This window comes from Niveispirillum sp. KHB5.9, from assembly GCF_048066115.1.
Taxonomy (GTDB): domain Bacteria; phylum Pseudomonadota; class Alphaproteobacteria; order Azospirillales; family Azospirillaceae; genus Niveispirillum.
Map to the genome: position 1 here is coordinate 45,142 of NZ_JBLTYX010000006.1, position 25,506 is coordinate 70,647.

The following is a 25,506-nucleotide window of genomic DNA, read 5'->3' on the forward strand; positions in this document are numbered from 1 at the left end:
ATCAATCTTCCAGCATGTTGGACAGCTTCATGGCGATGCCCATGTTGCCGCTGACCTTCAGCTTGCCGGTCATGAAGGCCAGCGTCGGGGCCAGCTTGCCTTCGGCCAGCTTGATCAGGTTGTCGCTGGAAATGGTCAGGGTCGTGTCGGGGGTGGCACCCTCGCGGGCGATGGTGGGCGGGGTCTTGCGGCCATCGATGAACAAAGCCTCACCGCCGCCCAGGTCGAACTTCACCAAAGCGCCCAGGCCCACGAAATTCATGGCGCGGGCCTTCATCTGGGCTTCGATCTGGTCGATGGTCATGGCATCCTCAAAGCTTTGTTATTAACGTTTACGTAAGCGGAAAATAGCCTATTCGGGGCGTCCAGGCAAGGAAAAGGCCGGGATGCGGGGCATCGCCGGCCTTTCGGAAGGATAGGTTTTGTGGGGGAAGGGGTTACCGGGCAGCCACTGCCACGGCGACACCCGCCATGACCCCACCCGTGGCGCGGTTCACGGCGCGCATGCGTTCCGGCGTGGCGATGAAGCGGCGGGCGCTGTCGGCCAGCATCGCATAACCGGTCATGATCGCGCTCAGCACCACCACCATCACAAAGCACAGTTCGGCGATGGCCAGCGGCGTCATGGCGGAGATCGAGATCACCTGCGGCAGGATGGCCAGGAAGAACACCATGGTCTTGGGATTGCCCAGCGTCATGCCCAGGCCACCCAGCACCAGCTTGAACCCTTCGCCCTTCACCTGCGGCTGTTCCTCGATCCCCCGGGCGGGGGCGCGCCACAGCTTCCAGGCCATGTAGAGCAGATAGGCGGCACCGGCATACTTGATGATGGTGAAGACGATCTGGAAGCTCTGTGCCAGCACGGCCAGACCGCCGACCACCAGCGCGAACCAGGTGAGGTCGCCCAGCACGATGCCGGCAATGAAGGGCAGGGTACGCCGCGTGCCCGTGCCCATGGCACGTGCGACCACGGCGGCCACGCCGGGACCGGGGGAGGCGACGGCGACGGCATAGATGCCGATGAAGATCAGAAGTGCTGTCAGGTTCATGGGTTTCACCGGCGGGACATGAGGATAACGCATCCTACCACGGATCAATTGGCGTGCGAATGCGCTCCTTGCTTCCTTGCCCGCCTCTTCCACCGTCATCCTCGCGCATGCGGGGATCCAGCGTGAGGCGCGGTCAGCGCCGATAAGGCCCATGTCGCGGCAGACGCCACTTATGCTGGATCCCCGCATGCGCGAGGATGACGGTGGGTAGGGATGGGGCTGATACCCTAAAACCGCAGGGTGAACACCGACCCGCCATCGGGGTCTGGCGTCAGGTTGATCGACCCGCCATGGGCCAGCATCACCTGCCTTGCCAGCGACAGGCCCACACCGGAGCCTTCGCGCTTGGTGGTGTAGAAGGGGATGAAGATCTTCTCCGCCACGTCGGATGCGATGCCGGGGCCATTGTCGCCGACATTGACGATGACATGCCCGCCTTCGTCCAGGTGGGCGGTCAGGCGGATGCGGTGGCCGCCGTCGCGTGCCTCCCCCATGTCGCGCATGGCCTCCACCGCGTTCTTCAGCAGGTTGATCAGTATCTGTTCCACCATGTCGGCATCGGCCAGCAGTTCCAGCTGCGGCGGCAGCACCAGCACCTCCATGGAAACCCCGTGGCTTTCCGTTGCCGGGGCCATCAGGCGCTGCAGGCGCTCGGTGATCTCTTTCACCTTGATGCGCGACAATTGCGGCTTGGGCACCGAGGTGAACTGGCGGTAACGCTCCACGAAGCGCAGCAGGCTGTTGGACCGGCGGGCCACGGTGTCGATGGCCATTTCCGCGTCCTGCATCTCCTCCACCAGTTCCGGCTTGCCCTCCACCTTCTGTTTCAGGTCGGCCAGCACGCCCTGCGCGGTGCGGGTGAGCGACGAAATGGGGGTCAGCGAATTCATCATCTCATGCGTCAGGACGCGCACAAGGTCCTGCCACGCCCGGACCTCCGTTGCCTCCAGATCGCCGGCGATGTTCTGCAGGGACAGCAGCAAGCGGGATTCTCCACCCAGGATCAGGCGGGTGGCCGTCACGGTCAGTTGCTGCGGCCCGACGGTGGTGCCCGCCGCCACGCGGATCAGGGTACGCGTCCCCGGTGCCAGACTGCGCAGCGCGTCGGCGATCAACTGCCCGTCGGTTGTCCGCCGGCTCAGCTCCTCCGGCCCCAGCAGCCGGTGGGCGAAATTGTTCAAGAGTTCGACGCGGTTATCCTCGTAAACGGCGGCGAGCGCCACGGGGACCTGGTTCAGCATGGCGTTCAGATAGTCCGCCTGCTTTTCGGAATTGGCGCGGCTGGCGCGGAACTTGTCCATCACCTGGGTGATGGAGGCGCCAAGCTCATCGAATGCCGACCCCTGGTCCAACTGGCGGAAGGTCTGGCTGAAATCGGAATGGGCGATGGCACCCAGGAACCGCGCCACCTCGCGGTTGGTCTTGGTGACGGTGCGCAGCAGGCCGCCGACCTGGGCCAGGATGGCGAGACCCACCAGGAAGCTGGTGGCGCGATAGGTCGTCTCCACCAGCATGATGCCCAGCAGCATGGAGGAAAGCGCCAGCATCGCCACGCGCAGCGTGACATTCAGCTCGAACCGCCTATAGCCCATGCTTTTCCATCCGGCGATAGAGGGAGGCGCGGGTGATGCCCAGATCCTGGGCCGCGTGGCTGATATTGCCCTGGTGCTTGGCCAGCGCCCGGCGGATCGCCTCGCGCTCCACCGCCTCCAGGTCCAGCGTGTCCAGCACCAGGGCGCCGTTGGCGGCCGGTGCTGCCGAGACGGGGGCGGCCGCCGGGGCCTGACCGCTGGTCGATGGCAGGGAGAAATCCTCGGCTTCCAGCAGCGCCCCACCCGACAGGATCATGGCGCGTTCCACGGCATGACGCAGGGCGCGGACATTGCCGGGCCAGCGATAGGCCATCAGCCGGGGCAGAGCCGCCGGTGCCACCTTCTTGGCCGGCATATTGTATTTGCGGGCATAGATGGCGACGAAATGCTCCACCAGGGCCGGGATGTCGTCGGCCCGGTCGCGCAGGGGCGGCAGATGCAATTCCACCGTGTTGATACGGTAGAGCAGATCCTGCCTGAACACACCCTCCCGCCCCAGCTGGTCCAGCGGCATGTTGGTGGCACTGACCAGCCGCACATCGATGGCGATGGGCTTTGTGCCGCCCACGGGGATCACGACGCGCTGTTCCAGCACCGACAGCAGCTTGGATTGCAGATAGAGCGGCAGATTGCCGATCTCGTCCAGGAACAGGGTGCCGCCATTGGCGGCGACCAGACGGCCGACCCGATCCTCCTTGGCGTCGGTGAAGGCGCCCTTCTTGTGGCCGAACAACTCGCTCTCGAACAGGCTTTCGGAGACGGAGCCCAGATCGACGGACACGAACACCTGATCGCGGCGCTTGGACCGGCGGTGGATTTCCCGCGCGATCACCTCCTTGCCGGTACCGTTCTCCCCCAGGATCAGAACGTTGGCTTCGGTGGGGGCGGCGCGGTCCAGCAGGGCGAAGATGCGGGCCATGGCGGGGGCCGAACCCACAATGGTATTGGGCGTGCCGTCCATGACGGCGCTGGCCAGTTCCTTGGTCGTGGCGGCGGATTGCTGCGCCTCGCGCCGCGACGCGGTCAGTTTCAGGGCGGAGGACAGCGTGGCCAGCAGCCGTTCATTCTGCCAGGGCTTCAGCACGAAATCGGCCGCCCCCTGCTTCATCGCCTCCACCGCCGTGCCGACATCGCCATAGGCGGTGATCAGCACCACCGACAGGGTCGCGTCGATCTCCACAATGCGCTTCAGCCACTGGAAGCCTTCGCGCCCCGTATTGGCGCCGATGGCGAAATTCATATCCAGCAGCACGGCATCGAAACTGCCGTCCTTCAAAAGCTGCGGAATGCGGTCGGGCCGTGTTTCGGTGTGGCAGAGTATGCCTTCGCGCTTCAGCATCAGGCGGGCGGCGACCAGGATATCCTCGTCATCGTCAACGATCAGAACGCGCGGCTGGTCGGCCATGATCCACCAAGTCAGGGAACGAACTGTCCGGAAACGTACAGTTTTTGCCTGGCAATGGCGAGGGGATTGCAGGCGCGCAATCGATCGTAATATTCATCTGAATATAGCGTTGCGCTGACAAGTTTTGACATGTCATTTACCGACCCGAAACAAAATGCCCGGCCTCTGACACCGGTGTTATCATTATCCTGTCGGCAAATAATATCCTTGGCGGAAGGATTGAGGCGATGATCGAACTGACCATCAATGGCAAGGTGCAGAAGCTGGATGCCGATCCGGACATGCCGCTGCTCTGGGCCATCCGGGACCTTGTCGGGCTGACGGGCACCAAGTTCGGCTGCGGTGTGGCCCAGTGCGGGGCCTGTACCGTGCATGTCGACGGGGTGGCCACCCGTTCCTGTTCCATCCCGCTGGAGGCGGTGGCCGGATCGAAGGTCACGACGATCGAGGGGCTGGGCGGCAACCATGTCCTGCAGAAGACGTGGGAGGAGATGCAGGTGCCGCAATGCGGTTACTGCCAGTCCGGCCAGATCATGTCGGCGGCGGCCCTGCTGAACGACACGCCCAAGCCGACCGATGCCGATATCGATGCGGCCATGGATGGCAATCTCTGCCGCTGCGGCACCTATCCGCGCATCAAGGCCGCCATCAAGCGCGCCGCCGGCGTGTCGTAAGCGGGAAGGGGATCGAGCCATGGACAGAATGAACCACGACATCACCCTTGCATCCGACCTTTCCCGCCGCGCCATCCTGGCCGGTATGGGTGGCTTGGCGGTGGCCATCGCCCTGCCGCTGCCGGGGCGTGCGCAGAATGCACCGCCGGCACCACCGCCGCTGGGGGCCGCTGCGGCCGGCGCCAATGCGCGGGCCGGCATGGTCACGGCGCATCTGGTGGTGAAGCCGGACGGCAAGGTCGTCATCGTCTCCCCCACCACGGAGATGGGCCAGGGCACGCACACGGCCCATGCTGCCATCATCGCCGATGAGGTGGGGGTGGATTTCAAGGATGTGAGCGTGGAAACCGCCATCCCCGCCGATGCCTATCGCTGGGGCGGGTCGATGGGGTCGGGTGGCAGCCAGGGCGTGCGCCGCTGGAACGATCATCTGCGCAAAGGGGCGGCCCAGGCCCGCGCCCTGCTGGTGCAGGCGGCTGCCGACCGCTGGAAGGTCGATCCGGCCAGTATCGGCCTGGAGAATGGCCGCCTGACGCATGCGCCCAGCAAGCGCAGCCTGGGCATCGGGGAGGTGGCGGCCGATGCCGCCAAGCTGACCCCGCCGGAAAGCCCGGTGCTGCGCGATCCCAAGACCCGCCGCTATGTCGGCAAGGGCGTGCCGCGCCTGGACATCCCGCCCAAGACGCGCGGCGAAACCATCTATTCCATGGATTTCCGCCTGCCCGGCATGCTGTACGCCTGCGCCCGGCTGAACCCGGTGTTCCATGGCGATATCGCCAGTTTCGATGCCGCCCCGGCCCTGAAGGTCAAGGGCGTGAAGAAGGTGGTGAAGATCCAGGGCGGCGTGGCCGTGGTGGCCGACAGCGTCTGGGCCGCGATGAAAGGCGCCGATGCCGTCACCGTCACCATGGCGCCATCGCCGCAGGATGGGATCAACAGCACCGATCTGGCTGCCGCCATGCGCGAAGGGCTGGGCGCGGAAAAGGCCATTCCGGCCACTTCCACCGGCGATGTGGCCGCTGCCTTCAAGTCCGCCGCCAAGACGGTGACCGCCGATTACGGCGTGCCCTATATCTGCCATTCGCCGATGGAGGTGTGGAACTGCACCGGCCTGTTCAAGGATGGCAAGCTGGAGCTTTGGGCCCCGACCCAGGTGCAGGACCGGTCCCGCCGCACGGCGGCCGGCACCATCGGCATCGATGCCGAGGCGGTGACGGTCAACACCCTGCTGCTGGGTGGCGGCTTCGGCCGGCGCCTGATGGATGACGGCATTCCCGGTGCCGCCCAGGTGGCCAAGGACATGGCCGGCACGCCGGTAAAGTTCTTCTGGCGGCGGGAGGATGAGTTCGACCGTGGCTATTACCGTCCCGCGCAGATGGCCCGCCTGACCGCGTCGCTGGACGCGAAGGGGGAGGTGACGGGCATGGCCATCCGCATTGCCGGCCCCTCCATGCGGTCGGAATTCACGCCGGGCAGCATCAAGGAGGACGATCTGGACACATCCTCGGTCCAGGACCTGTCGAACCTTCCCTACAAGTTCCCCAATTTCAAGCTGGACTGGGCGCGTCGGCATGTGCGGGTTACCGCGTCCCCCTGGCGGGCCGTGGGCGCCACGCACAACGCCTTCTTCCTGGAATGTTTCATCGATGAACTGGCGGCGGCCGCCGGCAAGGACCCGGTGGCCTTCCGTCGCCAGCTTCTGGCCGGCAACAAGCGGGCGCTGGCGGTGATCGATCTGGTGGCGGAGAAGTCGGGTTGGGGCAAGAAGAAGCTGCCGGCCGGCCATGCCCAGGGCATCGGCTTCTTCGCCAGCTTCGGGTCGCTGTCCGCCCATGTCGTGGAAGCGTCGGTGTCCGACGGACAGCCGAAGGTTCATCACGTCACCACCGTGCTGGATTGCGGTGATGTGGTGCTGCCCGACGGCGCACGCAGCCAGATGGAAGGTGGGGTGATCATGGCCCTGTCGGCGGGCCTGTATGAGGCGGTGACGGTGAAGGATGGCCACGCGGAACAGCGCAATTTCGACACCTACCGCCTGATGCGCCATTCCGAAGCGCCGCCCACCATCGATGTGCATTTCATCAATTCCGGTGAGGCGCTGGGCGGTGTGGGTGAACCGGGCCTGCCCCCGACCTTCCCGGCCGTGGCCAATGCGTTGTCGGCGGCGGTCGGCAAGCGGTTGCGGCATCTGCCGTTGGTGGAGGCGTTGGGGGCGTAAATGCCGTAGGTCAGGTCGAGCCGAAGGCGAGCCCTGACAATCATTGGCACCGTCGCTTGTCAGGGCTCGGGCTGACCTACGGCCTCTATCATCCCCGCAGCACCCAGATTTTCAGCATCGGCTTACCCTGGTGGCGTTCCCATTTTGGGTTCAGCGCTGCCAGGGCGGCATTGCCCGGCACATCGCGGCTGTCTTCCACCATCAGGCCGGCGGTGCGCACCGCATCCTCCACATCCGCAGCACTGTGCGGGTACCCGGCCAGCGCCACCTCCTGCCCATGCTCATCCTTGAAATGGGCGAAGGTGCCGGCGGCGGTGCGGTCGGGATGGATTTCGGAGATATAGAAGGCGGCACCCGGCTTCAGCAGTGCCTTCACCCGCGTGAAGAAGCCCGTCAGATTGCCGATATGCTCGATGACGAGCGCGGTCATTGCCGCGTCGAACGGTCCGCCAGGGATGTCGGTGCCGGCCATCACATCGCCCTGCACCAGTGTCACGGGGTATCCCGCCAGCTTGGCACGGGCCTGTTCCAGCATGCCCGGCGACAGGTCGATGCCTGTCACGCGGTTGCCGGCCCGGGCCAGCTTCACCGTATGCCGCCCCGTGCCGCAGCCGATCTCCAGCACATTCAGGCCGGACAGATGCGCCCAGAAGGGTGGGAAGGCCAGATCGTCGGCCGCCACTGTCGGGTTGGGATAGGCGTCGTAAAGGCGCGACCAGCGGTCATAGCCGGCTTCATTGGTGGAAATGGTCTGGTCGTGATTGGTCATGGCGTACGTCCCCTGTTTCCCGTTCACCGGTACGGAAAGGGGCGTAGATTTAGTCCCGACATCGGAAAGCAGCGCCACTGCGGGACCGAAACTATCCGGCCCCGCCATGAACGTCAATCCCACTTACTTCCGGTCGATGCGCACCAGCTTGCCATCCGTGCCCGGTGCCTCGATCAGGGCATAGAGGCGGCCGTCGGGACCCACGGCCACGTCGCGGGTGCGGGGTAGTTCGTCGGTCAGCAGCCGTTCGGTGGCCACCACCTTGTCGCCTTCCACATCCAGCCGGGCGATGCCGCCGGCCAGCAGGCCGACGATCAGGTCACCGCGCCAGAAGGGTAGGGCGCCGCCCTCATAGAAGGTCATGCCGGCCAGCGCCAGCGACGGCACGAAATACAGTTCCGGCTGCGCCATCCCCGCCTTTTCCGTGCCCTCGCCGATCTTCAGGCCCAGGCCGTAGGTCTTGCCATAGGTGATGACCGGCCAGCCATAGTTGGTGCCGGACCGGATGATGTTGATCTCATCCCCGCCCTGCGGGCCATGTTCGCTTTCCCAGATCAGGCCGGTGCTTGGCTGGGTCGCCAGACCCTGGGGGTTGCGGTTGCCATAGGTGAACACCTCCGGCAGCGCGTCGGTGCGGCCCGCGAACGGGTTGTCGGTCGGCACGCTGCCGTCACGGTTCAGGCGGAACACCTTGCCGGCGGCGTCCAGCACATCCTGTGCCCGATCCTGCTGTCCACGCTCGCCAATGCCGAAATAGATGTGGCCTTCCTTGTCGAAGGCGAAACGGCTGCCGAAATGCAGGCCGCTATCAACCAGGGCGCCCTTGAACAGCACCTTCATGTCCTTGAAGGACGTGCCGTCATCGGTGAAGCGGGCGATGACGGTGCGGTTGCCCTTGTCCTGGTCGCGCGGCTTGGCATCCGGGCCCTTCACCGCTTTTTCCATGAAGGACAGGTAAACGTACTTGTTCTGGGCATAGTCGGGGTCCAGCGCGATGTCCAGCAGGCCGCCCTGACGCTCCTCCTCGATCTTCGGCAGGCCGGCGATGGCGTCGGGCAGCAGCTTGCCGTCCTTGACGACGCGGACCTTGCCCGTGCGTTCGGTGACCAGGATGCGCCCGTCCGGCATGAAGGCGATGGCCCAGGGCGTGTCCAACCCGTCGGCCACGACCGTCACCTTCACATCATGCCGCGCCTTCGGCGCGGGGAAGGTGGTGAACTCCTGGGGTGCCGCGACGGCGGTGGTGCCGGTCAGCAGGGTGACGGCAAGGGCGGCCAGGGTGTTCTTCATCAGGGACATCGGCGCGGTTTCTTTCATTGAAACATTGGTTTGTCCGCAATGTGGGGTCTTTGCCCGCGCCTGCCAAGTAACAAGTTGTATGATATGTTGTCCAGGCTTCATGTTCCTCAAGCGCCGGCGCCGCCGAAGCGATCTGATGATCGCTTTAAACTGCGCGGCGTGTCTGTACCGCCACCGTCAGCCGCTTCTGGATGTCGGTCAGCGATACCGGCTTCACCAGATAACCGGATGCCTGGTTCTCCACGGCCTGTTTCACCAGGTCGCTGGTGGCATGGCTGGTGACCATGACGATGGGGGTGTCGGCGACCTGGGGCGTGTCCGAGGTGCGGACGCGACGCAGTACCTCGATGCCGTTCACCGGTTCCATCTCGATATCGCACAGCACGGCATCCGGCTTCAGCCTTGTGATGGAGGTCAGGGCGGTCTCCCCATTCTCGGCCTCCGCGATCATGCGCACCCCGACCTGGAGCAGCAGACGCTTCAGGATGCCGCGGTAGAACTGGTCGTCATCGACGATCAGCACCTTCAGCTTGGTGAAATCGACATCCGCCATGGGTTTGCTCAGCCTTTCAAAATCCGTATCTGGTGGCGCAGCGCCTCGAACGCGGCGGCGATGTGCCAGCGCAGGTCTTGAGCCGTATCCTCGTCATCCTGCTTCAACGCCGCCTCGATCCGGGCGAACAGGTCGCCCAGGGCCACCGCGCCGACGCCGTTGGCGGAGCCCTTCAGGGAATGTGATCCGTCCTTGGCGGCTTTCAGGTCACTCTGGTTCAGCGCCGCTTCCACGGCGGCCGCCCGTTCCTCCGCCTGGACCATGAAATCATCCAGCAGGCCCAGGGCTTCAGCATCCAGATGCCCGAACATCTCCTTCAGCCGCGCGGGATCGAAGATTTCGGGGTTGGTCTGGGGTGCGGCGGGTGGGGCTGCAACTGGCGCCACCGGCGGGGCATGCTTCGCCGACACGCGCTGGCGCAAGCCGCCCGTCGCCGGTACCCAGCGCAGGATGGCGGCCTCCAGCTTGGCCAGTTCGATGGGCTTGGTCAGATAATCATCCATGCCGGCATCGCGGCATTTCTGGGCGGCGTCGCTGACGGCATCGGCGGACAGGGCAATGACAGGGACGTGCCGGCCCTCCCCGGCGGCACCCTCATCCACGCGGATGGCACGGGTCATGTCGTACCCGTCCAGTTCCGGCATGTGGCAGTCGGTGACCACGACACCGAACCGGCCCGTGCGCCAGGCGGCCAGCCCCTCTAGCCCATTGCCCGCGATCTCCGCCGCGAAGCCCAGCTTGCGCATGGCCTGGCGGATGACGATCTGGTTGGTGGCGTTATCCTCCACCACCAGCACCAGGGCGCCGGCAGCCACGGCATCATCCGTTTCCGGCGCCTGCCAGGCGGTTTCGCTGCTGCCCATGGTGGCCGTGACGTCCAGCGAGGCGCGGCCGTCGGATGCGGCCACCACCTTGACCAGCCGCGCCTGCCGCACCGGCTTGGGGATGGCGGCGAAAATGCCCTTGGCACGACCCGCCTCCGACAGGGTGGAGACCAGCGAGACGGGGGCGACAAGCACCGTCCGGGCTCCGCCCGTCCCATCGGTTAGGCCCAGGCGGCGGGCAATGTCCAGCCCCACCCCGTCGCCGGGATAGGCATCGACCAGCACGGCATGGAACGGCATGCCCTCATCGGCGGCGGCGCGCAGGGTGGCCAGGGCCCCGGCCTCGTCGATGGCCTCAACCACCTCCGCCTCCCGCGCTGCCAGGGTGCGGGTCAGTGCCGCCCGTTCCGCCGGCAGCCCGCCCAGCAGCAGCACGCGCATTCCCCAGAGTGAGGGTTCGTCCACGACGGTCTCATCCACCGCCCCTTCGGCCAGCCGCAATTCGACCCAGAAGGTCGATCCTTCGCCGGCTTCCGACGTGACCCCGATCTCGCCCTCCATCAGTTCCACCAGCCGGCGGCAGATGGACAGGCCCAGGCCCGTGCCACCGAAGCGCCGGGCGGTGGACCCGTCGGCCTGGGCGAAGGGCTGGAACAGCTTGCCCTGCTGTTCCGGGGTCAGGCCGATGCCCGTATCAATGATCTTGGCGCGCAGGCCCACCTTGCCGTCGCCGGTGTCGTCCAGGCGGCGTAGGCGCAGGGTGACGCCGCCATGCTCGGTGAATTTGATGGCATTGCCGGTCAGGTTCAGCAGCACCTGGCGCAGGCGGGTGGGATCGGCCACCAGATGGCGGGGCAGGGCGGGGTCGACATCGATGGTCAGCGCCAGGCCCTTTTCCTCTGACCGCCGCGCCAGCAGGTCGCCCACCCCCTCGGCCAGGGCCAGGATGTCGGTATCGATCCATTCGATATCCAGCTTCCCCGCCTCGATCTTGGAGAAGTCCAGGATGTCGTTGATGATGGTCAGCAAGGCACCGCCGCTGTCGCGGATCACCTTGACCATGCCCTGCTGATCCTCGTTCAGGGGCGTGTCGGCCACCATCTCCGCCATGGCCAGCACGCCGTTCATCGGCGTGCGGATTTCATGGCTCATGGTGGCCAGGAAGGTGGATTTGGCACGGGTAGCCTGTTCCGCCTCGTCCCGGGCGCGGGCCAGATCCAGGTTGGTGGCGGCCAGATCCCTGGATTGGCGGCGGATGCGGGCCCCCGTGCGGCGGCGGAATTCCATGCCACCGATCAGGCCCAGCAGCATCAGCGCCACCAGGATGGGCGGGGTGCTTTCCCGCGCCACCGATTGCAGGTGCCCGGCCCCATCCTGGGCCATGACCATGCGCCAGGGTGATTTGCGCAGGATATGGCTGGTGAAGGTCCAGCCATCCTTTTCCAGTCGCATGGGCCCGTCGCGGCTGATCGTTTCCGTGATCGCGGCCTGCATGGCGGTATCCGGCGGATGCCGGCGGCCTTCACCGCCCGACCGGCCCAGTACCTGTCCGTCAGGTGCCACCAGCACCAAGGTGCCGAACCCGGCCGGGAAACCATCCAGCAGGGAGGAGAGATAGCCCACAGTCATGTCCAGGGCGACCACACCCAGGTGCCGGTCGCCCTGATAGACCGGCATGCCGATGGTGGCCATCATGCCCTTGCCGCCATCATCCTCGTACAGTTTGGAGAAGAACAGTTCGCCGGACGGGTTGCTGGCGGGCAGGGAGGCCTGGAAATATTCCATGTCCAGGTCCTTGTCGGCGAAATGCAGCTCGCCCGACGACACCCAGGGATAGACGAACTCGAACCGGCTGGCGGAGATGTAATAGACCCAGGGAATGTTGGGCAGGCGCCGCTGCGCCTGGGCGAAGGCGGTGTGCAGCGACAGCGCCGCCTCCACCTCAGCCTCGAAACCGGCGCCGCGGTTCTTCAACCCGCCCAGGCCCGTCAGGTTGCCGACAAGGTCCTTTTCATAGGGCGGCGGCGGGATCTCCAGGCGGTAGGCGCCGTCCGGGTCTTCGCCCATGGCGCGACGCAGGGGGGAGGGCGGGGCGCCGGGCACGGCCCGCACCAGCCCTTCCTCCATCTGCGCATGCATCAGTTCCAGGAAGTCCAGCGCCGTGCCCACGGCCTGTTCCACCCGCCGCGCCACGTCGATGCGGGCCGTCTGCCGCTGTTCCTCCAGGCGCCGGTTGGCTTCGGCCACCTGCAGCCACAGGAAGGTGATGACGGCCGTGATGGCCGCCACATAGAACAGCAGGTGCCGCACCGGTATCCGCACGATCAGCGCCTCGTTCTTCTATCTTGGATAGTGAACGGACCATAATTGCCGCCGGATTTCAACCGGGCGTCAGCGCCGCCACATCGTCACATGCGGGATGCCGCCATCATCATAGGGCGCGCCGTCGGTGACGAAACCGAAACCGGCATAGAAATCAGCCAGATGCTGCTGGGCGCCGATCTCTATAGGGTGACCGGGATATGTCGCATCCATGAAGGACAGGCCTTCCGCCACCAGCCGGCGGCCCAGGCCGGTGCCGCGCCCGGCGGGCCCTACCACGATGCGGCCGATGAAGGCGTGGCTGTCGCTCGTAGCACCCCGCGCCCGCAGGTACGCGACCAGATTGCCGTCCACATCCCGCACCAGCAGATGGTGGCAATCGGGGTCCAGCCCATCCAGGTCGGGATAGGGTGATTGCTGCTCCACGATGAACACATCCTGGCGGAAGCGCAGCATGGCGTAGAGGCTGGCGATGTCGAAATCGCTGAACCGCTGCCAGGTGAAGGTCAAGTCAGCGATCATCGGAGATGACCGCTGAAGGCCGGCGACTGCCGGCCCGGCACCTCATGGTGCCATGAGCCAAGGGCGCGGATGCGCCCGCCCGGCGCCTGAGGGAACACGAAACGGCTTTCACCGCCGGCTGTTCAGCAATACGGCCAGCTTGTCGCGCAGGCCGACGACGGTGACCGGCTTGGCGATGAAGGCGTTGACGCCCAGATCCTTGGCCTTCAGCACCATGTCCTTCTGGGCGTGGTTGGTCAGGAAGACCACTGGCGTGCGCCGCCCGAGATCCTCCCGCTGCCGCAGCTGCTGCAGGAAGGTCAGCCCGTCCATGGGCGCCATTTCGATATCGCAGATGATGATGTCGGGCTTGCGTTCCAGCGCCAGGGTCAGGCCGCCCGTACCCTCATCCGCTTCCCAGATCTGGTTGAATTCCAGCTGCTTCAGGATGCGGGACACGACAGTGCGGATAAAGGCCTGATCCTCCACGATCAGGGCATTCATCCGACTGAAGCTGGTATAGGCCACCATCGCAAACTTCCCCATCGACGCGCATGTAGCCTGAGTCTTGCGACCATGGCCGCAGATAGTTGACTACAGAGCGTCGATGGCGGCAACAACCCGATCAATCATGCCGGGTATTTTCAGGGCACTCATGCGCGCATCCGCATGCTGGCCGGCCTTCAGGGCCTTCTCCACCCCGTCGGCCAGGGCGCCGAGCGCGGGCGAGCCGCCATTCTTGGCCACGCCGGCCAGGGCATGCACGCGGGCCCGCGCGGTTTCCATATCGTCGTCGGCGAAGGCGGCTTCCGCCTCCCGGCCCAGGCTGCGCAGGCTGTCGGTGAATTCGCCCAGAAATCCGCGCGCCTCCCCCTCCAGCCCGCCGAACAGGTCGATGGTCATGCTGGGATCGAAGAGGGAGGCTGCCACCGGCTCCGCCGCCGGTGCCGCGGGGGTGGCGGCCGGGGAAACGCCCAGCCAGCGGCCCAGGCAGCGCTCCAGATGCGCCAGATCCAGCGGCTTGGCCAGGAAATCATCCATGCCGGCATTGATGCAGCGCTGATCCTCCCCGGCCATGGCATTGGCGGTCAGGGCGACGATGGGCAGGCGGGGCAGGCCCTGCGCCGTCTCCTGCGCCCGGATGGCGGCCGTCAGTTCATATCCGTCCATCTCCGGCATGTTGCAGTCGGTCAGCAGCAGCCCGTGCGCACCCGGCCGCCAAGCGGCCAGGGCGGTGGCCCCGTCGGGATGTATCTCCGCCGCGAAGCCCAGGATGGAAAGCTGCCGGCGGATGACCATCTGGTTCACGCGCTGGTCCTCCGCCACCAGGATCAGGCGGCCGGCGGCCGCCGCTTCCTCCGGTGTCGGTGCATGCGCAGCGGCGCGGATGGTGGGCTGGGCGGCGGTCGCACCCACGGCACGACCGGCGGCCAGCGCCACGGCACGCAGCAGGGCCGTGCGGCGCAATGGCCGGGCCACCAGCTGCGTGGCGGCCGGCATCTCCGCCGGACGGCGCGAATCCGCGTCGGCGATCAGCACGGCGGGCAGGGGGCTGTCGGACACGGGCCAGCTGGCCCCGCTGCGCCCGGCGCAGATGATGAGGGCGGCGGTCGGATCATCCGCCGCCACGGGTACAGCCCCGGCCTTGGCCAGATAGACGCCGACCGTCTGCGCCAGTTCCGGTTCCGCCACGTCGAGCGCCACCGACAGGCCGGAAATATCGGCGCCGGTAGCCGAATCGGTCGCGGTGCCGTCGGCGATTTCCAGGTCCAGGGTGAACCAGAAGGTGGAGCCGTGGCTGGCCACGCTGTCCAGCCCGATATGACCCTTCATCAGATCGACCAGACGCCGGCTGATGGACAGGCCCAGGCCCGTACCACCGAAGCGGCGGCTGGTGGAAACCTCCGCCTGGGCGAAGGGCTGGAACAGTTTGGCCTGCTGATCCGGGCCGATGCCGATGCCGGTATCGGTGATGGCCACCCGCACCCGTGCCGTACCGGGGGCAGGATCCGGATGCCGTTCGGCCCGGACGGTGACGCCGCCGCGTTCGGTGAACTTGATGGCATTGCCCGTCAGGTTGAACAGGATCTGGCGCAGCCGCACCGGATCGCCCATCAAGGCGGCGGGAATGGCGGGGTCGACATGGATGTCGAAGGACAGGCCCTTCTTGCGCGCCGCCGGGGCCAGCGTGTCGGCCACGCCTTCGATCACCGCGCCCAGATCGACCGGATGCCGGTCGATATCCATGCGCCCGGCCTCGATCTTGGAGAAATCCAGGATGTCGTCGATGATGCGCAGCAGGGCGCCGGCCGAATCCTGCGCGGTCAGCAGCATGTCGCGCTGGTCGCCGTCCAGGCTGCTATGGCCCAGCAGTTCCAGCATGCCCAGCACCCCGTTCATCGGGGTGCGGATCTCATGGCTCATGGCGGCCAGGAAGCTGGATTTCAGCTTGGACGCGCTCTCCGCCATGCGGGCACTGCGGATATTGTCATAGGAGCGCAGGCCGGTGACGATGGTGATGAACAGCTTTTCCGAGGTCAGCTCGGTCTTCGATTTATAGTCGTTGATGTCGTAATTGACGATGACGTCGCGCACCGGCGCCTGGCCCGGCTGGCCCGTGCGCAGGATCAGGCGGGTGTCGCTGTTGCCATGTTCCTCGCGGATACGCCGCGCCAGCCGCAGGCCGGCATCGTCGGTCTCCATCACAATGTCCAGCAGGGCGACGGCGATATCCTCGCGCTGGCGGAAGATGGCATCCGCCTCCGGCCCCGACCGGGCGGTCAGCAATTCCAATGGCCGGTCCTTGTAACGCAGCTTGGACAGGACCAGCCGCGTCATGATGTGCACCTCCTCATCGTCATCGACGACCAGGACGGGCCAGGGGGCCGGCGGTGGCGGTTCGGCGGGGGCAGAACCGTTCAGCCCGGCGGGCGCACCGGGGGGTACCTCATCCTCTTCGGGCGCGAACAGGTCATCGGCATCATCCCCACCCATGAAAGCACGACCTTCCCTGTCATTCATGCGGGCGCACTATGCGGAGCGAATTGTAAACGCAACGTTAACCATCCGTCCTGCGTCAATGCGTCCGGTCCGTATCCCAGGGTAAGCATATCAAGGCCCTGTGTCCATTTCCCACGCGAACGCTTCAGGAGACTTGCCCCTGGGGCGCGTTTGGGCTAGGCGTGTGGCCCTGGACTAAGGAAGTGTGGCCGAGTGGTTTAAGGCAGCGGTCTTGAAAACCGCCGTGGGGCAACTCACCGTGGGTTCGAATCCCACCGCTTCCGCCAGCCCTTCCCCGTGCCCCACGCATTTCGCACCTCCCTAGCTGAGATACAGCTTGCCGGTGGCGATGTTATACAGCACCTGGAAGGGCATGAAGTTCTGCACCCCGGTATTGATATAGCCGGGTCCATCGGGCGTCGCCGGGCTGGGCATGGTGGCGTAAGTGTCGGTTTGCATCAGCTGCGTCGCGCCGACGGTGATGGTCAGCGGCCCCATATTCTGGCCGGCATTGGTGATGACCAGGCTTGTTCCCCCGTGCAGCACCACATGCGGGCAGCCGGTATCCAGGCAAATCCCCAGCGAGGGCAGGTTCTGTTTGCCAAGCGTCACGTCCGCATTGATCACCTGTTCCGAATAGGTGGGCACGGTGCTGCCGTTGGGCAGGGTGAAGCTGTCCGGCGTGCCGGGGTTCATGGTGACGACCGTGGTGAACAGCGCCGAAAGCTGGCTGCCGACGCCCAGGATCAGCCAGCCCGTGTCGCCCTCGCCTGTGGGAACGGAAACGATGAAACCCGTCTCCAGGCCGCTTCTCGTGGGCAGATATTGCGCCAGGACACTCAGAAGCGAGGGGAAGCCGGCCGTCGGGTTTGACAGCGATGGCGGCCCGGCCGTCGGGTTCAGCGAGGCGCCGAAATCGCCATAGCATTCGGTGAAGATGGGAAAGGAAGCTGCCTTGGGATACACCTGCTTCCCCGTGGCGCGGGACACCACCACCAGCGGGTCGGTGCTCTGGATCATGGAGCCCTGCGGGTACTGGTCGAAGGTCGTGATCAGGCCGACCTCTGCCGTGATGGCCGGCGTCCCGGTCCCTGTCGGTACCACCGCACCGGGGAAGGACACGGTGGCCGCCGCCGCCGGGCCCGAATAATAGTTGCCGCTGGTATAAAGGGTTTCCACCGTGCCGGGCGAGGTGACCCCGCTGGTGGAGATTGTCGTGGAATCCAGCCAGAAGCCCTTGCCGCCCGTGTCGAACTCGTAGAATTGCGTGACCGGCTGGCCGTTGTTCCAGCCATCGACCGACACCTGCACCTTGATGGCCACCTTGGCGCTGTCGCCCAGCGGGATATAGAGGAGGGGGATCTGCACCGCACCGTCCGCTTGCGCAGCGGCCAGCAGGGTGGAAGTGGGAATCCGCTGGCCGGAAGCGGCAGGGGTCGGGCTATCAGACATATCGCCACCTCTAAGTTAGGTTGTGTTTAGCTTATAGCACGACACCTTTTGCAGGAAAATGGCCTGTGGTCTGTTATTTGCGACGCCAGGGGTGGCGAATCCCGGCAGATCACGCGGTTTCCCCCGTATTTCCGCCCTATCGCGCATCATGGAAGATGATGCCCAGCGTATGCCGCATGCCGGTGCGGATGCGGCTGACCCCGTGGCGCATGTTCACACGATAGGGACCACGGCTGCCTTGCACCGGGCGTTCATGCACGGCGAAGATCACGGCGTCGCCCTGGTTCAGGGCCACCACCTCTGCCCGGCTCTGCATGCGCGGGCGCTGTTCGGTCAGGACGAATTCCCCACCGGTGAAATCACGCCCCGGTTGCGACAGCAGCACGGCCGTCTGTACGGGGAAGGACAGGTCGCCATAAAGATCCTGGTGCAGGCAATTATAGTCGCCGGGCTGATATTGCAGCAGCAGCGGCGTCGGCCGTGTCTGGCCGGCCTGGTGGCAGCGGGCCAGGAAATCCGCATGTTCGGCAGGATAGCGGGTTTCCAGCCCCATCCGGTCGCACCAGCCATTGGCGATGGGAACCAGCCGCGGATAAAGTGCTGTGCGCAGCCCCTGGAGCGGGGCCGGCAGCGGATAGCGGAAATAGCGGTATTCGCCGCGCCCGAACCCGTGCCGGGCCATCACCACATGGCTGCGGAAATGCCCCTCATCGGGATAGAGCCCGGCCAATGACCCGCACTCCGCCGGGGACAGCAGCCCCGGCAGCACGGCACAGCCCTGTGCATCCAGTTCACGCGCCAGAGCGGGCCAATCATACCGCCCGACCCGTTCCGCCATCTCTTCCATCATCATGCCCCCGGATGGTTACCGATGGCCAATGATGGCCCGGTCGCCGATCCGGTGCATTCCGATCCTTGCGGTTATACCGTCGGCGCCCACATCCGTGGCTTGGCTACGCCGCACGTGCGGCGCGGCGGCGGTCGCCGCCCTACCTTCGGTCAAACATTTTGACCGTGGTATTTACTTCCCGCGCGCGGAGGCCGACTGCATGCAGCGGGCGATCTGGTCGCCGATGACGGGTTTGCCGATCTCCCGGAAGGAGGGCATCTGGATCTGCGGATCGTCGGACACGCCTTCCAGCGTCAGGGACAGCACGAAGCCTTCCATGGAACTGCTGAACAGTTCAATGAAGTCCCTGTCCTTCAGGTTGCGGGTGGCGAGATAATAATCCTCCACCCGCTGCCCGTCGGCCTTGCGGCTGCTGACCTTCAGATCCCTGGACGCGATGGCGGAATGCAGCACCGGCCGGCGCTTGATCTCGTACCGGCTGTCGCTGTAGCTGGCGGCGATGCTCTTGTGAGAATAGAGTGAGGGTTCCTTGCCGCCGCTATAGACCAGGTTGACGGTCCCCATGGCGGCCTGGGTCTTGCCGTTATTGTCCTTGTAAACGGCGCGGTAGCTGTAGCCGCAGGTGACCATGCCGTCCTTGCTGTCGACCTGTACGTCGTAATCGACGATGTCCGGCCGGAACAGAGCGCCCTGGGCCTGTGCGGGAGCCGCCAGCAGGGTGCAAAGGGCCAGTGCCGTCAGTTGGGTCCTCACCCTCTCCTCCATCCGGATGGTTGCTTTCCACCCATAACGGATGAGAGGAACGCGGGTTCCCTCAATCCGCCTTGCGCGCGGCAGTCAGCAAATCCAGGCAGGCCATGCGCACGGCCACACCCAGTTCCACCTGCTGGAGGATCACCGAACGATGGATATCGTCGGCCACCAGGCTGTCGATCTCCACGCCGCGATTCATCGGGCCGGGATGCATGATCAGGGCGCCGGGCTTGGCCACGGACAGCTTGTCGTAATCCAGGCCGAAGAAGCGGAAATATTCCCGCTGGCTGGGCAGGAACTGGCCCTGCATGCGCTCCAGCTGCAAACGCAGCATCATGACGATGTCGGCGTCCTTCAGGCCGGTGGCCATGGAATGATGCACCTCCACCCCCATCCGGTCGACCGCACCGGGGATCAGGGTGGGCGGGGCGACGACGCGGACATTGGCCCCCATGATGTTCAGCAGGTGGATGTTGGACCGGGCCACGCGGCTATGCAGGATGTCGCCGCAGATGGCGACGGTCAGGCCCTTCAGCGTGCCCAGGCGGCGGCGGATGGTCAGCGCGTCCAGCAGCGCCTGGGTCGGGTGTTCATGCTGCCCGTCACCGGCATTGATGACGGCGCAATTGACCTTGCTGGCCAGCAGCTTGGGCGCACCCGATTCCTGATGGCGGACCACCAGCGCGTCCAGATGCATGGCGTTCAGCGTCATCGCCGTGTCGATCAGGGTTTCGCCCTTCTTCACGGAGCTGCCATCCACCGACATGTTGATGGCGTCCGCACCCAGGCGGCGGGCGGCCAGTTCGAAGCTGGTGCGGGTGCGGGTGGAATTCTCGAAGAACAGGTTGACGATGGTCTTGCCGGACAGCTTGGCCGTGACCTTGTTGTCGCCCCGGTTCTGTTCGACATAGCGGTCGGCCGTGTCCAGCAGCAGATTGATCTCCGGCGCCGTCAGCCCCTCGATCCCCAGCAGGTGACGATGATTGAACGTCTCGGCGCGGGCGTCGATATCGTGCGGATGGGCGGCCATGGGGCGTGCTCTCTGCTGGCGGCGTGGATCGGCGGGGCGGGACTATGGTGTCCCGCCCCCGCCCTGGCAAGCGTCAGAACGGCCGGTCCGGCATGAGCTTGATGGGGGAGAGCGGTTTCAGCTAACAGCTGAAGCCGCTCCGGCAGCGGCTGCCGCCGCGCCGCACGTGCGGCGTGAAGCCAAGCCGCGGATGCGGCGCCGGCGTTTGAGGAAAACTAAACTCCATTTTTGCGGAACCATTCCAGGCAGCGCTTCCAGCCATCCTTGGCATCGTCGGGCCGGTAGCTGGGCCGGTAATCGGCGTGGAAGGCGTGGGGGGCTTCCGGATAGACATGGAATGTGCTGCGCGAATGCACGGCTTCCAGCGCCTTCTGCATGCGTTCCACATCAGCCATGGGAATGCCGCCATCCTTGCCGCCATAAAGGCCCAGCACGGGCGCGGTCATCTTCTGCACCAGATTGACCGGCACCAGCGGCTGCAATTCCGTGGGCGCGCTGGTCAGGCGGCCATACCAGGCGACACCTGCCTTGAGTTTGGGATTATGCGCCGCATAGAGCCAGGTGGCGCGTCCGCCCCAGCAGAAACCGGTGATGCCCAGCTTGTCCGCATCACCGCCATCCTTGGCGGCCCAGGCAGCGGTGGCATCCAGGTCGGCCAGCACCTGCTTGTCCGGAACCTTGTTCACCAGGTCACGGATCAGGGCGCCGGTGTCGGTGAAGGAAGCGGCATTGCCCTGGCGGGCATAAAGCTCTGTCGCCACAGCCAGATAGCCTTCCTTGGCGAAGCGGCGGCAGACATCCTTGATATGCTCATGCACGCCGAAGATTTCCTGCACCACCATGACGATGGGGAAGGGGCCCTTGCCGGCCGGCTTGGCGCGATAGGCCGGCAGGGTGCCGCCTTCCACCGGGATCTGCACCTCACCGGCCACCAGCCCGTCGGTGGGCGTGTTGATGGTCTGGGCGGAGACCGGCAGGGTGGACAGCGCGAAGCCGCCCGCCAGCGTCGTCATGGCGAACATCCGTCGTGAAAGCGTGGGATTGAGGGGGGACAGCAGGCACTGGGCTTCGGCGTCAACGCGATCCATGGGTTTCTCCCGTGTTTCTCCAGGCACTGGAGTGCGATCGCTTGGAACGTTTACGTTTCCAAGCGTGAATCGCACGGAAAGCCAGCAACTGGACGCCCAAGATAGGCAAAGGATCGGTTCGTGCAACCATCCATTCACCCATCCGGCTGATTTGATTGCCGCTTGCCCCGAAGGCCCGGTTGCGCGCATCCTGAAGCCCTGCCAACCGGGACCAGGGCCATGACCACCGACGCGAAAGCCGAGCTGCTGCGCCAGATCCGCACCATCCGTCGGCGCATCGATCCCGATGTGCTGGCCCGTGCCCAGAAGGCGGCCGAAGCGGCGGAGGCGGCGCGCACCCTGCCGCCCGATCAGGTGCCCTATGACAAGGATGCCGCGCGCGAGGTGGTGGCCGCCTTCCTGCGGTCGCGCAACGATGGGGGGCGCTTCGCCATGACCTTGATGGAAAACCTGAGAAAGCCGGAAGAGGCGACAAAGGCCTATACCGACCCGCGCCACGCGCCGCGTCCCGGGGGAAAACGAATCTAGTTTTTATCGGCTGCCGGCGGCGCTTCCCACAATTCGATCTTCAATCCCCAGGGATCGATCAGCCAGCCGAAGCGGCCGTTCGGGTCGCTGTCATCGCGTCCCAGCGGTTCCACCCCGGCCTCCTCCGCCCGCGCCAGCATCCCGTCCAGATCATCGACGATCAGGTTCAGCATCACCGGCAGCGGCGACGGGTCGAAATATTTTGTCGTGTCCTTGAACCCGCTGAGCAGGGTGAAGCCGCGGTCGGGATGGGCGAACATGGCGCCGAAATCGCCCCAATCGATACCCAGCACCCGCCGGTACCATTCGCCCATGGCGGCCGGATCGGCCGTCTTGATGAACAATCCACCCAATCCCAGCACCGCCGCCATCGCATCCTCCGGACAAGGGTTAGGTGAACAACCTCTCACAGCCGGCGCCTGACCAACAAGTCCACCCTCCCCAAGACCTTGGCTTCGTGGCTATATCTCTTTTGGATTATAGCGGGCAGTGACAATGGGTGGTCCGGTCGGGAACGGGGTGGATGTGCGCTGGCTGGCTGCGGCCTTCCTGTGCCTGCTGGCCGGCGCCTCAATGGTTCGGGCAGCAGAGCCCGCCCCTGTCCTGCGCCTGCTGGTTGCCGACAGCTTGCCACCACCCTATCTTATCCGGGAAGACGGGCAGGCGGAACCGGCTGGCCTGGCCATCGCGCTGTGCCGCAAAGTGGCAGGACGCCTGGATTATGCCACCACCGTCCGGCTGGCGCCGCCAAGGCGGGTGCCGGAACTGATGCGGGCTGGGGAGGCCGACATGCTCTGCCACGTATCGCCCGAATGGTATACCACCCCCGACGATCTGTGGTTCGGCCGCCCGCTCTACAGCGCCGATGTCGTCATTATCGGGCCCAGGGCGGCGAAGGAAATTTGCGGGAAGTGCGCGCTGCCGGCGGAACTGGCCACGGTCATCGGTTATGAATATGGCGAGCGGGTGGGCCGGGCGCTGGCCGAGGGCAGATCGGGGCGGCGCGATGTGCGGACGGAGGAGAATGTTTTCCGTCTGGTCGAACATGGCCGCATCGAATATGGCCTCGTGTCGGAATATACTTTCCACTATTTCGCCCGCGACCGCCGCGATCTGGCCATCAAGGGCTATGCCACCCGCTACCACATCACCGTCGGCGTGCCCAAGGGCGGGCTTATATCGGAAGCCGATTTGAAAAGGGCCTCGGCCTCCATCCGCCTGCCGCAGGATGTGGAACCGGAATACCGGCCCTTTCTGGGGCTGCCTCATCCGAAATGAAAAAAAGGGGACCGGCGAACCGGCCCCCTTCATCTCCTGTAGCAATTCCCGATGAGCTGATTTCATCAGGAATTGGTCTTAAACCACGCCCGCCTTGGCAAAGGGCAGGTCGTGCAGCTTCTGGCCCGTGGCCTTGAACACGGCGTTGGCGACGGCGGGCGCCGCTGTTGGCACGCCGGGTTCGCCCACGCCTGTGGGCCGGGCCTTCGAGGGCACGATATGCACTTCCACCGCCGGCATGTCGGAGAAGCGCAGGGGTTCGTACCCGTCGAAATTGCTCTGGTCGACCAAGCCGTCGGTCAGGGTGATCTGGTCGCGCAGCGCATGGCCGATGGCGAAGCCGGTGCCGCCTTCGATCTGCGCCTTGATGACGTTGGGGTTCACGGGCACGCCGCAATCCACCGCCACCACGACCCGGTCGACCTTGACCTTGCCGGACGCGTCCACCGTCACTTCCGCGACATGGGCGACATAGCTCTGGAAGCTTTCATGCACGGCCACGCCGCGTGCCCGCTTGGTGCCGGCGGGACCGGCAGCCAGCGGCTTGGACCAGCCGGCCTTGTCGGCCGCCAGCTTCAGCACGCCGGTCAGGCGCGGATGCGCGTCGCCCAGCAATTCCAGGCGGAAAGCCACCGGATCCTTGCCGGCCGCGGCCGCCAACTCGTCGATGAAGGCCTCCTTGGCATAGGCGGTGTGGGTATGGCCCACAGACCGCCACCACAGGGTCGTCACCGGCGACTTCATCAGGTGGAAATCGACGGACAGGTTGGGCACGGCATAGGCCATGTCCGACGCGCCTTCCACCGCCGTGGCATCGACGCCATCCTTGACCATCACCGCCTCGAACGGGGTGCCGGCCATGAAGGACTGGGCCACGATGGCCTGCTGCCAGGCCGTGACCTTGCCCGCCTTGTCCAGACCGGCCTTGACGTGATGCACCACCAGCGGCCGGTACATGCCGCCCTGGATATCATCCTCACGCGTCCAGACCAGATGCACCGGCACCTTGCTGCCCTTGGCGGCCAAGGCCTTGGCGACCAATGCTGCTTCGGCCATGTAGTCGGCAGTGGTGGTGGCGCGGCGGCCGAAGCTGCCGCCGGCCCACAGGGTGTTGATCTTGATCTTGTCCGGGGTGGTGCCCAGGATATGGGACAGGACCATCTGTTCCACGCCCTGGAACTGCGATCCGGCCCAGATCTCCGCCCCACCATCGGCGGTCAGTTCGATGGTGGCGTTCAGCGGCTCCATCGGCGCGTGCGCCAGATAGGGGAAGCTGTATTCCGCCTCCACCACCTTGGCGGCAGCTTTGAAGGCGGCGTCGGTGTCGCCCTTGCGGGCGGCCTTGGCGCCGGGCTTCAGGGCCTGGGCGCGGTATTCGGCCAGCATCTGGTCGGTGCCGCGCTTTTCCGCCTTGCTGTCATCCCACTGGATGGTCAGCGCCTCGCGCCCCTTGATGGCGGCCCAGGTGTTCTTGGCCACCACGGCCACGCCCACCGGCAGGGACAAAACATCGATGACGCCGGGTACGGCGCGGGCCGCCTTGTCGTCCACCAATTTCAGGGTGCCGCCGAAACGCGGGCTGCGGGCGATCACCGCCGTCACCTGACCCGGGCGGCGGATATCCAGAGCGAAGATGGCGGTGCCGTTGGTCTTGGACACATGGTCCAGCCGGTGCAGCGTCTCGTTGCCGATCAGGCTGTACTGGCTGGGATCCTTCAGCGTCACCTTGGCGGGGATCGGCTGCTTGGAAGCAGCTTCGGCCAGCTGACCGAAGGTGGCGGACTTGCCCGAGGCCTTGTGGCTGACCACACCCTTGGCGACGGTGATCTGGTCGGCGGGCACCTTCCACTGGGCGGCGGCGGCGTTCACCAGCATAACGCGGGCGGCGGCACCGGCCATGCGCAGCTCGTCCCAGCTGTTGGCCACGGCGGTGGAACCGCCGGTGCCCTGCAGGCCGAAGGCGTGGTTGGCGTACAGCTTGCTGTCGGCGGGCGCATGCTCACCGCGCATCTGGGCCCAGTCGGCGTCCAGTTCTTCCGCCACGATGGTGGTCAGGCCGGTCATGATGCCCTGGCCCTTGTCCAGATGCTTGACCAGCACGGTGACGGTGTTGTCCTTGGCCACGCGCACGAAGACGTTGGGGCGCGGGTCGGCGGGGCCGACGATGGCCGGAGCCGCCGTTTCGGCCGCGAAACCGGCCAGCGGCACGGTGGCGCTGATGATCAGGGCGCCGCCGGTGCCCTTCAGGAAGGCGCGGCGGGTGGGGGCGGGTTCGGCCACGTTGGACGCGGCCTGGCGCAGCAATTGACGCAGCATCATGG

At 65.7% G+C, this 25,506-nt stretch carries 22 protein-coding genes and 1 tRNA gene; 5 read left to right on the top strand and 18 right to left on the bottom strand.

The window, feature by feature from the left end; translation table 11 throughout:
- Position 1: 1 nt before the first annotated feature.
- The 4 genes from ACM9HJ_RS12320 to ACM9HJ_RS12335 form a co-directional block, all read right to left on the bottom strand.
- Entirely contained in the window at positions 2 to 304 is a 303-nt protein-coding gene (locus ACM9HJ_RS12320; RefSeq protein WP_416572030.1) for an SCP2 sterol-binding domain-containing protein, read from the bottom strand.
- Positions 305 to 437: 133 nt separating this feature from the next.
- Positions 438 to 1,049 (bottom strand): LysE family translocator, encoded by a 612-nt coding sequence (locus ACM9HJ_RS12325; protein WP_416572031.1) that lies wholly within the window; start codon positions 1,047 to 1,049, stop codon positions 438 to 440.
- A 227-nt stretch (positions 1,050 to 1,276) separates the two neighbouring features.
- Complete coding sequence (locus ACM9HJ_RS12330; protein ID WP_416572032.1) at positions 1,277 to 2,641, bottom strand: sensor histidine kinase; 1,365 nt, start codon at positions 2,639 to 2,641, stop codon at positions 1,277 to 1,279.
- On the bottom strand, positions 2,631 to 4,046 hold the full coding sequence (locus ACM9HJ_RS12335; protein ID WP_416572033.1) for a sigma-54-dependent transcriptional regulator: 1,416 nt from the start codon (positions 4,044 to 4,046) through the stop codon (positions 2,631 to 2,633). Before ACM9HJ_RS12335 ends, ACM9HJ_RS12330 begins: the two co-directional genes overlap by 11 nt.
- Before the next feature lie 227 nt (positions 4,047 to 4,273).
- On the opposite strand from ACM9HJ_RS12335, the gene ACM9HJ_RS12340 reads away from it, so the two are divergent.
- Together ACM9HJ_RS12340 and ACM9HJ_RS12345 are read left to right on the top strand one after the other, a co-directional pair.
- Positions 4,274 to 4,720: a (2Fe-2S)-binding protein gene (locus ACM9HJ_RS12340; protein WP_416572034.1), complete on the top strand. Its 447-nt coding sequence runs from the start codon at positions 4,274 to 4,276 to the stop codon at positions 4,718 to 4,720.
- Between the two features lie 19 nt (positions 4,721 to 4,739).
- Positions 4,740 to 6,938: a molybdopterin cofactor-binding domain-containing protein gene (locus tag ACM9HJ_RS12345; protein WP_416572035.1), complete on the top strand. Its 2,199-nt coding sequence runs from the start codon at positions 4,740 to 4,742 to the stop codon at positions 6,936 to 6,938.
- Positions 6,939 to 7,026: 88 nt separating this feature from the next.
- Here ACM9HJ_RS12345 and ACM9HJ_RS12350 read toward each other — a convergent pair whose 3' ends face one another.
- The 7 genes from ACM9HJ_RS12350 to ACM9HJ_RS12380 form a co-directional block, all read right to left on the bottom strand.
- On the bottom strand, positions 7,027 to 7,707 hold the full coding sequence (locus ACM9HJ_RS12350; protein ID WP_416572036.1) for a class I SAM-dependent DNA methyltransferase: 681 nt from the start codon (positions 7,705 to 7,707) through the stop codon (positions 7,027 to 7,029).
- Positions 7,708 to 7,830: 123 nt separating this feature from the next.
- Entirely contained in the window at positions 7,831 to 9,006 is a 1,176-nt protein-coding gene (locus ACM9HJ_RS12355; protein WP_416572037.1) for a PQQ-dependent sugar dehydrogenase, read from the bottom strand.
- A 145-nt stretch (positions 9,007 to 9,151) separates the two neighbouring features.
- Complete coding sequence (locus ACM9HJ_RS12360; RefSeq protein ID WP_416572038.1) at positions 9,152 to 9,559, bottom strand: response regulator transcription factor; 408 nt, start codon at positions 9,557 to 9,559, stop codon at positions 9,152 to 9,154.
- Between the two features lie 8 nt (positions 9,560 to 9,567).
- The gene (locus ACM9HJ_RS12365) at positions 9,568 to 12,705 is read right to left on the bottom strand and encodes an ATP-binding protein (protein ID WP_416572039.1); all 3,138 of its coding nucleotides are present in this window, start codon (positions 12,703 to 12,705) and stop codon (positions 9,568 to 9,570) included.
- A gap of 69 nt (positions 12,706 to 12,774) precedes the next feature.
- Complete coding sequence (locus ACM9HJ_RS12370) at positions 12,775 to 13,227, bottom strand: GNAT family N-acetyltransferase (RefSeq protein WP_416572040.1); 453 nt, start codon at positions 13,225 to 13,227, stop codon at positions 12,775 to 12,777.
- Positions 13,228 to 13,335: 108 nt separating this feature from the next.
- Complete coding sequence (locus ACM9HJ_RS12375) at positions 13,336 to 13,737, bottom strand: response regulator (protein WP_416572041.1); 402 nt, start codon at positions 13,735 to 13,737, stop codon at positions 13,336 to 13,338.
- 63 nt (positions 13,738 to 13,800) lie between these two features.
- Entirely contained in the window at positions 13,801 to 16,200 is a 2,400-nt protein-coding gene (locus ACM9HJ_RS12380; protein WP_416572042.1) for a response regulator, read from the bottom strand.
- A 205-nt stretch (positions 16,201 to 16,405) separates the two neighbouring features.
- Here ACM9HJ_RS12380 and ACM9HJ_RS12385 point away from each other — a divergent pair.
- A tRNA-Ser gene (locus ACM9HJ_RS12385) sits at positions 16,406 to 16,493 on the top strand.
- Positions 16,494 to 16,527: 34 nt separating this feature from the next.
- On the opposite strand, the gene ACM9HJ_RS12390 is transcribed toward ACM9HJ_RS12385, so the two are convergent.
- The 5 genes from ACM9HJ_RS12390 to ACM9HJ_RS12410 all read right to left on the bottom strand — a co-directional run bounded on the left by ACM9HJ_RS12390 (position 16,528) and on the right by ACM9HJ_RS12410 (position 21,379).
- A complete protein-coding gene (locus tag ACM9HJ_RS12390; RefSeq protein WP_416572043.1) occupies positions 16,528 to 17,658 on the bottom strand; it encodes a hypothetical protein in 1,131 nt (376 codons plus the stop codon).
- 136 nt (positions 17,659 to 17,794) lie between these two features.
- Positions 17,795 to 18,511 carry a 2OG-Fe(II) oxygenase gene (locus ACM9HJ_RS12395; protein ID WP_416572044.1) on the bottom strand — a complete coding sequence of 239 codons (717 nt, stop codon included), beginning with the start codon at positions 18,509 to 18,511 and terminating at the stop codon, positions 17,795 to 17,797.
- A 168-nt stretch (positions 18,512 to 18,679) separates the two neighbouring features.
- Positions 18,680 to 19,261: a hypothetical protein gene (locus tag ACM9HJ_RS12400; RefSeq protein ID WP_416572045.1), complete on the bottom strand. Its 582-nt coding sequence runs from the start codon at positions 19,259 to 19,261 to the stop codon at positions 18,680 to 18,682.
- Between the two features lie 61 nt (positions 19,262 to 19,322).
- On the bottom strand, positions 19,323 to 20,291 hold the full coding sequence (locus ACM9HJ_RS12405; protein ID WP_416572046.1) for an aspartate carbamoyltransferase catalytic subunit: 969 nt from the start codon (positions 20,289 to 20,291) through the stop codon (positions 19,323 to 19,325).
- Positions 20,292 to 20,506: 215 nt separating this feature from the next.
- Positions 20,507 to 21,379 carry a dienelactone hydrolase family protein gene (locus tag ACM9HJ_RS12410; RefSeq protein ID WP_416572047.1) on the bottom strand — a complete coding sequence of 291 codons (873 nt, stop codon included), beginning with the start codon at positions 21,377 to 21,379 and terminating at the stop codon, positions 20,507 to 20,509.
- Positions 21,380 to 21,598: 219 nt separating this feature from the next.
- Here ACM9HJ_RS12410 and ACM9HJ_RS12415 point away from each other — a divergent pair, with 219 nt between their 5' ends.
- Positions 21,599 to 21,907 (top strand): hypothetical protein, encoded by a 309-nt coding sequence (locus ACM9HJ_RS12415; RefSeq protein ID WP_416572048.1) that lies wholly within the window; start codon positions 21,599 to 21,601, stop codon positions 21,905 to 21,907.
- On the opposite strand, the gene ACM9HJ_RS12420 is transcribed toward ACM9HJ_RS12415, so the two are convergent.
- Positions 21,904 to 22,278 carry a VOC family protein gene (locus ACM9HJ_RS12420; protein ID WP_416572049.1) on the bottom strand — a complete coding sequence of 125 codons (375 nt, stop codon included), beginning with the start codon at positions 22,276 to 22,278 and terminating at the stop codon, positions 21,904 to 21,906. The two genes, ACM9HJ_RS12415 and ACM9HJ_RS12420, sit on opposite strands and share 4 nt — an antisense overlap.
- Positions 22,279 to 22,402: 124 nt before the next feature.
- On the opposite strand from ACM9HJ_RS12420, the gene ACM9HJ_RS12425 reads away from it, so the two are divergent.
- Positions 22,403 to 23,185 (top strand): substrate-binding periplasmic protein, encoded by a 783-nt coding sequence (locus tag ACM9HJ_RS12425; protein WP_416572050.1) that lies wholly within the window; start codon positions 22,403 to 22,405, stop codon positions 23,183 to 23,185.
- Between the two features lie 78 nt (positions 23,186 to 23,263).
- Here ACM9HJ_RS12425 and ACM9HJ_RS12430 read toward each other — a convergent pair whose 3' ends face one another.
- A complete protein-coding gene (locus tag ACM9HJ_RS12430) occupies positions 23,264 to 25,504 on the bottom strand; it encodes a molybdopterin cofactor-binding domain-containing protein (RefSeq protein ID WP_416572051.1) in 2,241 nt (746 codons plus the stop codon).
- Positions 25,505 to 25,506 lie beyond the last annotated feature (2 nt).